The following is a 12,437-nucleotide window of genomic DNA, read 5'->3' on the forward strand; positions in this document are numbered from 1 at the left end:
TTAGTTACTTTGTGTGAGATAAAATTTGTCAGCAAATGTTGCGTGACGTTATAACGGCGTTTATAATTAACAGTGAGCTCGTTGATCGCGTATAGATTGACAAGTAATGACTAACTTATTAGGAGTGTTTTAGACAAATGGAAACAACATATACACCATCACAGGTAGCAGAGAAATTACATATCAGTGTTCCGACTTTGCGCAAATATTCTTTATTGATAGAAGAGGCGGCTAGTGATTCTAATTACTTCCCGCGAAATCACCAAAATGTGCGCTCATACACAGAAAAAGATTTGCAGGATATTCAAGAGTTAGTCGATTACAGCAAGCAGAATAGTTTAACCTTACAAAAAGCAGCCGCTAAAATTTTTGGTAATGCTACGCCAAAGACTGTTTCCAAGACAAGTGTTAATCGTGATGCAGTTGACAACGACGCTTTGACTGCACAAATTCAGCAATTGAGTGCGCAATTAAAACAAACCGCTGCAGAAGTTGCAATTTTAACGAAACGACTTGATAATATCGAAGCTACGGCACCTGTTGCTGAAGTCGATCACGATCAAGTTGAACAAGAGCCCCAAGTTTTAAAAACGATTTCTTTAACACCTCAAACAGAACCTAAGTCAGCGAATGCTAATTCAAAAATAGTGAGCGATTCTGGCTTGAATTATACAGAGCCAACAGTTGCCAATGAAGAAGTACAGCCAGTAGTTAAGGACGAGTCAAGCAAAAAAGCCGACGCAGTTGTGACTGGTAGTGAAGAAACGGCCGCATCAACAGCGACTGAACAAACTGCTGTTGTTAAAGCTGAAGACGAAAAAGCAACAATTGAAAACACCGACCATCAATCAGACGCTACCAAACAATCGGCAACTACGGCGGCTAAAGAAGTCGTTGCAGAAATGGTTACTAAATCAGAGCCAGCTCCAGACGAAAAGGTCGAGGAGTCAGCCAAACAAGTCGCTGAAGATAAATCGCAAGCAGCTCACGATGTCCCAACGACAACCCCGAATGTAGCCGACACAAAAGCTGCTGTGACTAAAGCAGCTGCAAGTGCAACCACAGGGGTTAGTGCATCAGCAGATGTTGAAGATGCGCAAGCAACTTCTGAAAATGATAACAAGAAAAAGTCTTGGTGGCAGAAGATGTTGAAGAAGTAATCCAACGATGAAGATTATTTCACGCAATGATAGTTGGCTGGGTGTTAGTGTTACCGCAGCCAATCCGGCTGAATTAAGCAGTCAGTTGGGTTTAATTAATGACTTACAATTGCAACATCAGTTATTGGTTGAATGGCGTCTTGATTATTGGCAGAATTTTAGCCCGTTGTCATTACAGAATGGTAATCGGCTCTTACGTCAGCAATTACCGCAAGCTCCCTTATTGATAACTTTGCGAACAGCAGAGGAGGGCGGTCGGTCTGTTCTAAATCGTGTGACTTATACCCAGCAACTGGTGACTATCAGTCAAAACTTAGATTGGGATTTGTTGGACATTATGCCGGCTCAAGTCGCTGATTGGACCGCTCTAAAAAACGAATTGCAAAAATCTGCTGCTCAACAATTAATCTACAGTTGCCACCGGCTATGCACACGCACTTATTGGCAAAATTGGTGTGACTTACAATGGTTAAGCCGGTTAGCAGCTAACGACGAGATTATTAAACTCGCTGTTCACGCACAAACACCACAAAATAGTCTGGATTTATTGAACGCTACTTTGAAAATGCGTTATCAAAGCCCACGGCCACTAATAACGATGGCGATGGGAAGTGCTGGCCAAATTACGCGGCAGTTAGGGCCAATTTTTGGTTCAACACTTAGCTTTGGCGCATTGACAGCGCAAGGATCAGCACCGGGACAATTACCGTTAATACAGTTGGATCAATCATTAATCTAATTAGATTAGGAGGCGATCGAATGCAAAAACAAGCAATCCGTAAACAGACGCTCAAGCTAGGCGGGATTTTAATCGCACTGGTCATGCTATTAAGTAGTTGTGGTACTGCAACGACTAAGCAAAAATCTGCGACCACTGCAAGCACGACTGCTAAAGTTACCAAAACTAAACCGAAAAAAGTGGTTAAGACGGATTTAACGACTATTCCGTTAGTCGGGCAGTGGAAAAATAGTGGTGGTGCTGTTTTCAATTTCCAGGCTAATGGTAAATGGATTTACCAGACGGCTGCTGGTGCGAAGACTGATGGAACTTATCAACTAGTGGGCGCATACAGTCACCAAATTTTGTTAAAGATTCATGGCCTTGACCAATCAATCGGCGGTATTGGTAATTATCTGGGCCTGGCGTTTTCTAAGCAAAATAAGTCACTGTTCATCGTCGGCTTCGGTCAGTTCACATTACAAAAAGCAGCCACAAATATTGGAACGACAACCTCAGTACGCTTGCCGGCGGCGTTGAATCAAGAACCAACCACCGCTAAAAACTTATTAGTCGGAACTTGGATGGACACCGATGAGACTGCGGAAACACAACTTACAACTAACTTTGATCCAGACGGTCAATATCAACGTTATAATAGTGCAACTAAACAAGTAGAGACCGGTCATTTTCAGGCAACCACGACTCAAAATAATAAGTTGGGTGTTGAAATTAAACTAACGAATCAAAATGGTAAAGTAACGACAGAGACCTATATTGCTAATGAAACGTGGACGCAATTAACGATGTCGAAAAATAAGGTCAGTGCAACTTACGTTAAGAACCAAATGCCTAACGATATTCAGTAATACTGTATTTAGCGGTTAAAATAAAATCCTGGTAATCTTGCGTTTGATGTTCGCAAGATTACCAGGATTTTTTAATTTTAATTCTGCAAATATATTTTCTTTAAATCACGTAAATCGTGACTAGATAAATCGAGTACGGTCTCTAAATAATGATTAATATTGCCAGCTATGTCGCGAATTTCGGTCTGGGCTTGTGCCAAATAGGCCATCTTGACGGATTGGAAAGAACGGATGCTATCGACTAGATTTTGATTATCACTAGGTAGATCGGCAATCATCTGGTTAACTTCATCTTTAATCACGTTATTAGTAAATAAATAATCTTCTTCAGCGGTTTGTTGATCAACACCTAAAGCTCGCAAAAATAAGTAGGCACCAATGCCAGTTCGATCTTTTCCAGCTGTGCAATGAAACAAAACAGCCTGATTATCTTGCGTATTTGTTAAGAGAAGTTCAAAAAATTGATGGTAGGCTTTCTGTGGGTGAGTGTCCGTGATAAGATTATGGTATGCGGAAAGCATTTGGCGATGGCCGATGCCAGGTGTTTGACTAAGTTTCTGATAGTAACTTGCTTCATCGTCGCGCGTGCTTTCAGTTTCATCAACGCGAAACACCGGATCAAAGGCATAAGTCATCTGAGGTGTTAAGCGATCTGGGGCAGTTTTTACTTCTTGAGGTGAACGGAAGTCAATACTTTTAACAACCCCATAATCGGTTAAGTAATTTAAATCAGCATCGGTTAAATTGGCAAGATTGCCGGAACGAAGAATCTTGTGGTATTTCACTTGCTGACCGTTCTGAGTTTGGTAACCGCCAAGTTCACGAAAGTTGCTACCTTGCTGAATGTTTAGAAGTCGTGCAGTCATTATGATTGAGTTCCTTTCCGTAATAGAATAAGTTAATCATACCAGAAAATAATAAAAAGATAGGTGTCGTTATGAAAATACTTGTAGCCAGTCAAGATTTAACGCCAGAATTAAATGCGTCAATTAGCCGCGGTTTAATTCAACAAGGGCTTGTTGAAAAAGAACCTTCAGAATTCATTTTGCTACCATTTGATGGTCAACAACAAAATCTAATTAATGATTTGCAACAATGGAATAGTGGTGATCTCCAGGATTTCGTTTATTACGGACCAAATTGGGAAAGCACTAAAATCACTTATTTGTTAACCAAGTTTGCGGATCAACAAACGGCAGTTATTGACACGTCAGATTTTACAGATCGGCAATTAACTGGTCAATATGCTAATCATGATTTATTCCATGCTTCTAGTTATGGTCTGGGACAATTAATTCTTGATGCGGTAACGAATGAGGCTAAAGAAGTTGTGTTGTTAATTGACGACACGAGTATGATTGATGGTGGCTTAGGTATGTTACAGGCCTTAGGTGCGGTGATCACTGATGAGAGTGGCGATCCGATTCCCGTTGGTGAGAATCCGTTAATCAATTTTGGGCATATTGATTTTGCTAAGCCTGACGAATTATTAAAGAATGTTAAGCTCACCGTGCTAGTTCGGGAAACGGCAACTTTTACTGGCCCAGATAGTCGGCTGGTTAATAATGGTCGTGAAATTGGGCTGCTGTCAGAACAACTGGTACGGCTTGATTTACGGACGAGTCAATTTAATCGTACGATTCGTAAAGAACGAAATATTGATCTGAGTACAATTGTTGGTGCAGGTGCTGGCGGTGGTATTGCTGGCGCACTAGCTTGCTTAGATGCAACGATTTCCAATAGTACTTATCAATGGCTGTTTGAACGTTTAGATTTGCAAAAAGAATTGGCAGATGTTGACGCCGCCTTTCTAGCAACGGATCAAGTTAATCAAACACGCTTCGTCAGTTCCTTCATTGGCAAATTAGCGAAGTTCTGTGACGAGCAAAAGATTCGGACCGTCCTCATGACGCTTATTCGTATTACGCCAGCTGAAGCATGGAACTTGCCTTTGGTCAGTACGATTGTGCTATCAAAAATTGTTGGCATTAAGTTACCGATTATTGAAGAGCATGTGCCAACTTCGGAACGAGAATTACAACAAAGCCTGTACTTAACCACCCATGAAATGGCTAAACTAATTAATTAAGCAAAATTTTGATCGGTGGGTTAAATTTTATGATGGCTTAGAATTGACGAGAAGATTTTCTAATCTGGTTCTCAGCCATTTTTCAGTTCTCAGCTGTTTTGTGCTGCTTCTAAATTCTTTATTCTTGAAATAGTGGTTGCTAAAAGTTATGATTTGGTTAGAGGAAAGAAAGCAGGTGTTTCAACATGTCAGAGCAAGAATATAAACGTATATTGGTCCCAATGGACGGTTCGCCCGAGGCAGAATTAGCGTTTACAAAGGCTAAACGTGTCGCGCAAACCAACCATGCTCATTTGGATATTTTAACGATTTTAGATACGAAACAATTTGTTGGTAATTACGGTGGTGGTTTAACTGGCGATGCTATTTATCAAATCTCTGAAGACGCGCAAAGTTATTTGGAGAATGTTAAAGAGGCAGCCTTAGATCATGATGGTTTTAAAGACGAAGACATTGATATTCACGTTCGGTTTGGCAATCCTAAAGTTGTTATTTCCCGTGATTTTCCAGAAGATCATCATAACGACTTGATTATGATTGGTGCAACCGGTTTGAATGCAATTGAACGTGTGCTGGTTGGCTCAGTTACCGAGTATGTTAATCGTCATGCTCCTTGTGACGTTTTAATTGTTCGAACTGACTTGGAGAACCAATACCACAAAGTTAAATAAGTTGAGACCATAACCTCTAGTTTGTTCTTTCTGTTAGAATGTAAGCAGAAGAATAAGTGGAGGTTTTTTTAATGACAGAATGTACTTGGGCACAATCGTCGCCTGCAATGCAGCAATATCATGATACTGAATGGGGTAAGCCAGAACATGATTCCCAAAAGTTGTTTGGTTTATTATGTTTGGAGACTTTTCAAGCGGGTTTGAGTTGGCAAACCGTCTTGAACAAACGCGCGGCCTTTGAACAGGATTTTCAAAACTTTGAACCTCATCATGTGGCTCAGATGACGGCGACGGATGTTGAAAGATTAATGCAAGATCCAGCTATTATTCGTAATCGTCGAAAGATTGAAGCAGCAATCACCAATGCCCAAGCTGTTTTACAATTAGAAGCTGATGGCGGCTTTGGTCAATACTTGTGGTCATTCGTTGATGATCAACCGCTTATTAATCACCCGCAAACTGATACAGAGGTTCCTGCCACGTCAGCATTATCTGAACGTGTTTCTAAAGCATTAAAACAGCAGGGCTTTAAATTCGTGGGACCAACGATTATTTATTCGTTTCTGCAAGGGGCCGGTCTGATCAACGATCATGTCGATGGTTGTCCCTTTAAATAAGACTAGGCTAAAATTTAGACGCTCGTCTCACAACAACATAAAATAAAAAAGGAACCGAGATTTTCGTCCCGATTCCTAAATCAACGAACCTGATAGATTAATGTTGTTTAAGAGGTGATCAATTGTATTTATTCCTGAAATATTTTAAGAAAAAAATTGCGCAACAAACGCCCATCGAACAACGAACCAGTTACGGTATTCTTGCTGGATCGGTTGGCTTAGGTTCCAACTTAATTTTATTCATTTTAAAAATATTCACCGGTATTTTTTCAGGTAGTATTTCAATTATTACCGATGCCATCAATCATTTATCCGATATGTTGTCATCCGGTTTAACGGTGATTGGGTTTAAGATGGCCAAGAAGAAACCTGATCACGAACATCCTTTTGGTCATGAGCGCTCGGAATCAATCTCCGGTTTGCTAATTTCAATCGTAATTATGTTTGTAGGGTTACAGTTTATTAAAAGCTCGGTTGATAAGATTATTTCGCCTAGTGCTATCAAAATAAGTCTGGCCGTTTATCTGATTTTAATTATCTCGATTGGTTTAAAATTAGCTCAAGTTTATTTTTACCACTCAGTAGGGCGACAGATTGATTCAGCAACTTTGATTGCGACTGCGAAAGATAGTTTGAATGATGTTTTTACAACTGCAGCGGTTTTATTTTCGGCATTAGTTCAAGCACGAACTGGCTGGCGATTGGACGGCTGGGTCGGGTTAGGCGTCGCCGTTTATATTTTAATTAGTGCGGCCAGTTTGATTCGAACATTTATCAATGACTTATTAGGCCATCAACCAGCAGCTGAACTCGTTGAAAGAATGGATACTTTATTGAGAACCTACGATGATATTTTGGGTTTCCATGATTTGTTAATTCATCAATATGGCCCCAACATGATTTTTGCTTCGGTACACGTGGAATTCGATAGTAACTGGACGCTGAACCAAGCACATCATGTGACCGACAAAATTGAACATGATTTTTGGCATCAAGCGCAGATTCATTTGGTTTGCCATATTGATCCAATTGATATTAATAATCAAAAATATGCCCGAATTTATGAAGCGGTGCAGGCAGTAATTCAGCATTATGAATTAGGACTAACTACCCATGACTTTCATGTGGAAGAACTGATCAACGGAGATGAATTAATCCAATTCGACGTCGTGGTCCCTGAACATATTACGACGAGTGACGACGAATTGTTGGTCTCAATCAACCACGATCTACGCAAAATCTTAGGCCAAGTAACAGCAGAAATTACCTTCGACCATCATTATATTGGCGACGATCACACATTAATTTAGAGCGCGAAAGACAACGGGTTGGGTGTTTGTATTTAAACGGGAAGATTGATGCGTGTAAACGCAGCAAGATTCACGCTTAAATACACGACACCCAGTTGACTTGAGCACGTTTCAGATCAGAGTGCGAAAGACAACGGGTTGGCGATATGAATTTAAATGGGAAGATCATTGCGTGACAGCGCAAGGAGATTCACACTTAAATTCACTGTCGCCAGTTGACTTGAGCACGTTTCAAAATTAGAGTGCGAAAGACAACGGGTTGGGTGTTTGTATTTAAACGGGAAGATTGATGCATGTTAATGCAGCAAGATTCACGCTTAAATACACGACACCCAGTTGACTTGAGCACATTTCAAATAGAGTGCGAAAGACAACGGGTTGGGTGTTTGTATTTAAACAGGAAGATTGATGCGTGACAACGCAGCAAGATTCACGCTTAAATACATGACACCCAGTTGTCTTGAGCACGTTTCCAAACGCAAAAAAGACGATGATTTTCACTCAGCTTCCGTTGTCAGCGCAAGCCGAATCATAAAAACAGTTCAGCCCCTTGTTAAGTCATAGTTAGACAAGTAAAATAAAACATAGTAAACATAAAAAAGTATCTAAATAATGATTTAAATTAGTTAAATACACAATTTGATAATTAATGGCTTCTTAGTTTTTGCAAGAAGCTCGGTGTGTATTTTGTTGTTTATTCTAGGAGGATATTCATGGAACGCGATGTAATCAAACAATATGCAGATTGGCTTGAAGAAAATAGTAATGATATTATTGCGCGGCGAACACAATTTGATGCCAAGCAAGTTTATAATATTGTCACTGAATTAAAAATTTTTGATCAACCAGTGACGGCATACTTGCAGATGAGTCAAGACGACTATTATGCGACAACATCCGATCATAAACTGACGTTGCAAGGCGATGTAGAGCCACTGAGCCAGTTACAGGATCGGGTATTGATCAATCACGTGGACGGTTCATTAACTGAAGGCCAGATTAACTTTGCTTATAATCATGAAGATAATTTCAGCGGTGGTTATTCTGCTCGCAAAGACTTAAATTTGATTACTTATGGCTTAGAAGTTGTCGGTGCAGTTGCCAACGTTGGTGGCTTTGGATTAGTACAACAAAATCTCTCTAAAGATGCTGCAGTAAGTTTATTATTAGCAGCTAACTCATTATCAGAATGGGAACAAGAGAATTAAAACATAATAGTTGATTAAAAATAGCCCTTCAATACTGAACCTGACTAAGTTCAGTATTGAAGGGCTATTTTTGTGACTGTTTTTATTGGAAATATAGGTTATATGGCTAATGAGGTTCGTGAGTTCTTCCAGAAACAAATATGGAGAAATGAGATTTATCAGAACGTTGATGTGTTTTTGAATATTCAAACGGCCTTCCGTCTGCTAGATAAACAATATTTGTTACGACTAATACAGGATCTTCGGGCAGAATATTTAGCTGTTTAATATCTTCTAGTGTTGATCGTCGAGCCTCAATTCGTCGAAATGCAGAACCAATCTGCAAACCTAAGGTATTCTCGATATATTGGTAGATTGATTGCTTCAAAACAGTTTCATCTATGTTGGGAATTAACTCAACAGGCATTTTTGTATATTCAAGTGCGTAAGGTTCATCATCCACCCACCGTGCCCGAACAATGTCGTAAATTACTTGGGTTGCTGACAAAGCCAACTTTTCTTGTTCAATTTCAGTGGGATATCGTAAATTGAAGCTGACAATCCGGCTATCCACTTTGTGTTTTGGCCCTAATAGTTCGGTTGTGCCAACATATTGATCTACACCGATGTCCATGTTTACGAGGCTATCAGCATTGTATTTAACGAAAGTACCAGCCCCTTGTTGACTATATAGGTATCCCTCGGTTTTTAGTAAGTCGAGTGCTTTTTGTAAGGTCATTCGGCTCGTATGAAAATTTGCTGCCATACTTTTTTGATCGGGCAGTGATGTGCCAGGAGCATAGACACCGGATTTAATCTCATGTCGAATGTTCTGAGCGATGTCTGCGTATTTTGACATGGCATTGCCTCCTTATAACTATCCATTTTACTCATTTATTATTATGAATACCAATTAATAATTCAGATAGTTTTCAATATATGAATTTACAAATTAAAAAATTGTCTTTACAAGTTAAATGTAAGCGCTTATAACGAAGGCGGCAAAGGAAAATCAGTTTATGATGTTCGAGAAGCAACAGCAAATGCCTCAGATTGGAAAGTTGCGATTGACGAATATCACCGATATCCAGAAGATATATCTTTGATGAAAGAAATGGGGATGAATTGCTATAGATTCCAAATTTCGTGGAGTCGTGTCAATCCTACAGGTGATGGTGACTTCAATGAAGAGGGCATTAAGTTTTATTCTGATTTAATTGATCAGTTACTTGCAGCAGGAATTACACCAATGATTTGTTTATACCATTTCGATATGCCACTACATTTAGCAGAGGACTATAACGGCTTTATGAGTGATCATGTGGTTGCAGCATTTATTAGATATGGAAAAGAAATGGTAAAGAGATTTGCAGATCGTGTACCATACTGGATCACTTTTAACGAACAAAACCTATATGGTGTACCAGAAGCATTCAAGATTAGTGGCTACAGTGGTGACCGTACACCACGAGACCTTTATCAAATTCAACAGCATGTTATTACTTGTCATGCGGCAATCGCAAATGAAATTCATGATAATTATCCGAATATTCAAATTGGGGGGATGCTTGCTTATCAAGAAGTTTATCCGAATAGTTCTTTACCAGAAGATGTTGCACATACTCGGAAATTCTTAGAGTTTGCAGATACTAATTTGATTCGATTATTTACAGAGGGTAAATATTCAAGCGAGGTTCTTCAATATATCCGTCAACAAAGATGGAATGATTTACTAGACCCCAACGAAATGGAAATTATAGAAAAATGTAAAAGTGATTTTCTTAGCTTTAGCTATTACTCGACTGCAACATTGGATAGCACTAAGATACCAGTCGCTACGTGTCCCAATTTTTACGGAGTTCTTGGGCATACTACTAATCCATATCTACAAACTAATGAATGGAATTGGCAAATTGACCCGCTCGGTTTTCGTACTGTGTTAACGACAATTTACAATGAAACGCACGTTCCGGTTTTTCCAATTGAAAATGGTATTGGTGTACGTGAAAATTGGGATGGTGTTCATGAAATTGATGATGATTATCGGATTCGTTATCATCAGGCACACATTCAAGCCATGAAAGACGCTGTCACGATTGATGGAGTTGAGTGTATTGGCTATCTTGGTTGGGGTCTAATTGATATCCCAAGTTCAGCAGGAAACATGGATAAGAGATATGGAATGGTTTATGTAAATCGTGATAATCATGACTTAAAAGATATGAAACGCGTTCCCAAGAAATCGTTCCATTGGTTTAAAAAGGTAATTGCTTCAAATGGTGAGCAACTGTAAAAAAATAGTAATATGAGGAGGTAGTATCATGGCACAAGAAAAGACCAAACCGAGTTTTCTAGATCGCTTTGCTGCAGTATCCGGTAAAATAGGTAATGAAATACATTTACGTACTTTACGTGATGCATTTGCCGTTATTATGCCGCTATTTATTCTCGCTGGATTAGGGACTTTATTTAACAGCGTTATTTTCCCAAAGGTTGCCAGTGGTCAAACGCTAGCCAACCTACAAGTATGGGGTAGCCTAATTGCAAATGGGACGTTAAATATTGCCGGTTTAATGTTAGCTCCAGCAATCGGATATTGTTTAGCAGTTAATCGTGAATACAAGAATCCTATTGCCGCTGCAATCATTGCATTAGCAAGTTTAATTATGACGATGCCATTATCTGTAAGCTTGATTCCAACGGGTGCAAAAAAAGCAGCTGATATTGCTGGTGTTTTAAGCTTTTCGAACCTTGGTACTACCGGAATGTTTGGTGGTATTATCGTTGGCCTACTTGCTACTGAGTTGTTTATTTGGTTATCAAAAGTAAAAAAATTACAAATAAATCTTGGTGAGAATGTACCACCAGCCGTGTCTTCTTCGTTTAACTCAATGATTCCTGCAATTTTAACAGCATCATTATTTGCATTAATATCAACACTTTTGGCCGTGATTGGTCATACGGATTTAATTAATTTAATTGCAACCGGTATTCAAGAACCACTTCGCGCTGTAAATACAAGTTTACCGGGTATGTTGTTTATCTATTCAGTTGGTAATTTTCTCTTTACATTAGGTATTCATCAAACCGTAATTAATGGAACATTACTTGATCCACTTCTGTTGATCAACATGAACAAGAATATGGCTGCTGCATCTGCTGGCAAGCATATTCCTTATATTCTAACTAATACTTTTCGTGACACATTTGGCATGATTGGTGGAACTGGTTCAACGATTTGCTTGCTAATTGCAATTTTTATTTTCTCGCGCGTAAAGTCTAGCCGTGAAATTGCAAAGCTTTCAATTGCCCCTGGTCTTTTCAACATTAATGAACCAGTAATTTTCGGATATCCGATTGTTTTTAACATTCCGATGATGATTCCATTTGTATTACAACCTGTTATCGGTATTTTGATTGCTTACTTCTTTACATCAATCGGATTCATGAATCGTGTTATTGTGATGGTACCATGGACAACACCGCCTTTGTTATCAGGCTTTTTGGCAACTGGTGGTGATTGGCGTGCAGTAGTTATTCAAGCGTTAATTATTGCTGAAGGGGTACTGTTCTATATCCCATTCATGAAAATATCAGAACGTGTACAAGCTAAAGCTGCACAGGAACTCTAATCAATTAGAAACTGTGATCTCACTGAAAAAAACGAGGGACCAAATCCAAAAAAATGGATTTGGTCCCTCGTTTTGTGCCTCTTAAAATTTTGGGTTTATTTTTATTACCTGAATTGTCAAATCAAATGCAACACTAATTCCAAAAGCAAGAAATTGGTCTAGAAGGCATATCTTTAAGCTGGTG

At 39.2% G+C, this 12,437-nt stretch carries 12 protein-coding genes; 10 read left to right on the forward strand and 2 right to left on the reverse strand.

The genetic code is table 11. The annotated features are described in order from the left end of the window. Positions 1-137: 137 nt before the first annotated feature. Genes EKM65_RS09295 through EKM65_RS09305 form a run of 3 tightly spaced genes read left to right on the forward strand, consistent with a single transcriptional unit; the run spans position 138 to position 2,747 of the window. Positions 138-1,160, forward strand: a complete 1,023-nt coding sequence (locus EKM65_RS09295) for a MerR family transcriptional regulator (protein ID WP_125607790.1) — start codon at positions 138-140, stop codon at positions 1,158-1,160. A 7-nt stretch (positions 1,161-1,167) separates the two neighbouring features. Continuing rightward, complete coding sequence (locus EKM65_RS09300; RefSeq protein WP_125607792.1) at positions 1,168-1,899, forward strand: type I 3-dehydroquinate dehydratase; 732 nt, start codon at positions 1,168-1,170, stop codon at positions 1,897-1,899. A 20-nt stretch (positions 1,900-1,919) separates the two neighbouring features. Beyond that, complete coding sequence (locus EKM65_RS09305) at positions 1,920-2,747, forward strand: hypothetical protein (RefSeq protein WP_125607794.1); 828 nt, start codon at positions 1,920-1,922, stop codon at positions 2,745-2,747. A gap of 77 nt (positions 2,748-2,824) precedes the next feature. Here EKM65_RS09305 and EKM65_RS09310 read toward each other — a convergent pair whose 3' ends face one another. After that, a complete protein-coding gene (locus EKM65_RS09310) occupies positions 2,825-3,613 on the reverse strand; it encodes a tyrosine-protein phosphatase (protein WP_125607796.1) in 789 nt (262 codons plus the stop codon). Between the two features lie 71 nt (positions 3,614-3,684). On the opposite strand from EKM65_RS09310, the gene EKM65_RS09315 reads away from it, so the two are divergent. The 5 genes from EKM65_RS09315 to EKM65_RS09335 all read left to right on the forward strand — a co-directional run bounded on the left by EKM65_RS09315 (position 3,685) and on the right by EKM65_RS09335 (position 8,642). Continuing rightward, positions 3,685-4,836 (forward strand): glycerate kinase, encoded by a 1,152-nt coding sequence (locus EKM65_RS09315; protein ID WP_125607798.1) that lies wholly within the window; start codon positions 3,685-3,687, stop codon positions 4,834-4,836. A gap of 185 nt (positions 4,837-5,021) precedes the next feature. Further along, entirely contained in the window at positions 5,022-5,507 is a 486-nt protein-coding gene (locus EKM65_RS09320) for a universal stress protein (RefSeq protein ID WP_125607800.1), read from the forward strand. A gap of 71 nt (positions 5,508-5,578) precedes the next feature. Next, entirely contained in the window at positions 5,579-6,124 is a 546-nt protein-coding gene (locus tag EKM65_RS09325; RefSeq protein WP_125607802.1) for a DNA-3-methyladenine glycosylase I, read from the forward strand. Between the two features lie 122 nt (positions 6,125-6,246). Further along, on the forward strand, positions 6,247-7,434 hold the full coding sequence (locus EKM65_RS09330; protein ID WP_225420444.1) for a cation diffusion facilitator family transporter: 1,188 nt from the start codon (positions 6,247-6,249) through the stop codon (positions 7,432-7,434). A 713-nt stretch (positions 7,435-8,147) separates the two neighbouring features. Further along, positions 8,148-8,642 carry a hypothetical protein gene (locus EKM65_RS09335; protein ID WP_125607804.1) on the forward strand — a complete coding sequence of 165 codons (495 nt, stop codon included), beginning with the start codon at positions 8,148-8,150 and terminating at the stop codon, positions 8,640-8,642. Positions 8,643-8,748: 106 nt separating this feature from the next. On the opposite strand, the gene EKM65_RS09340 is transcribed toward EKM65_RS09335, so the two are convergent. Further along, a complete protein-coding gene (locus tag EKM65_RS09340; protein WP_125607806.1) occupies positions 8,749-9,480 on the reverse strand; it encodes a GntR family transcriptional regulator in 732 nt (243 codons plus the stop codon). An 84-nt stretch (positions 9,481-9,564) separates the two neighbouring features. On the opposite strand from EKM65_RS09340, the gene EKM65_RS09345 reads away from it, so the two are divergent. After that, complete coding sequence (locus EKM65_RS09345; protein WP_125607808.1) at positions 9,565-10,914, forward strand: glycoside hydrolase family 1 protein; 1,350 nt, start codon at positions 9,565-9,567, stop codon at positions 10,912-10,914. Between the two features lie 28 nt (positions 10,915-10,942). Then, a complete protein-coding gene (locus tag EKM65_RS09350) occupies positions 10,943-12,253 on the forward strand; it encodes a PTS sugar transporter subunit IIC (protein ID WP_125607810.1) in 1,311 nt (436 codons plus the stop codon). Positions 12,254-12,437: the final 184 nt, after the last annotated feature.

The sequence above is a fragment of the Lapidilactobacillus bayanensis genome, assembly GCF_003946695.1.
Lineage (GTDB): Bacteria > Bacillota > Bacilli > Lactobacillales > Lactobacillaceae > Lapidilactobacillus > Lapidilactobacillus bayanensis.

Coding starts and splice junctions, on each gene's coding strand:
- EKM65_RS09335 (WP_125607804.1), top strand. CDS start 8,148: ATGGAACGCGATGTAATCAAACAATATGCAGATTGGCTTGAAGAAAAT.
- EKM65_RS09305 (WP_125607794.1), top strand. CDS start 1,920: ATGCAAAAACAAGCAATCCGTAAACAGACGCTCAAGCTAGGCGGGATT.
- EKM65_RS09295 (WP_125607790.1), top strand. CDS start 138: ATGGAAACAACATATACACCATCACAGGTAGCAGAGAAATTACATATC.
- EKM65_RS09300 (WP_125607792.1), top strand. CDS start 1,168: ATGAAGATTATTTCACGCAATGATAGTTGGCTGGGTGTTAGTGTTACC.
- EKM65_RS09320 (WP_125607800.1), top strand. CDS start 5,022: ATGTCAGAGCAAGAATATAAACGTATATTGGTCCCAATGGACGGTTCG.
- EKM65_RS09340 (WP_125607806.1), bottom strand. CDS start 9,480: ATGTCAAAATACGCAGACATCGCTCAGAACATTCGACATGAGATTAAA.
- EKM65_RS09325 (WP_125607802.1), top strand. CDS start 5,579: ATGACAGAATGTACTTGGGCACAATCGTCGCCTGCAATGCAGCAATAT.
- EKM65_RS09315 (WP_125607798.1), top strand. CDS start 3,685: ATGAAAATACTTGTAGCCAGTCAAGATTTAACGCCAGAATTAAATGCG.
- EKM65_RS09350 (WP_125607810.1), top strand. CDS start 10,943: ATGGCACAAGAAAAGACCAAACCGAGTTTTCTAGATCGCTTTGCTGCA.
- EKM65_RS09310 (WP_125607796.1), bottom strand. CDS start 3,613: ATGACTGCACGACTTCTAAACATTCAGCAAGGTAGCAACTTTCGTGAA.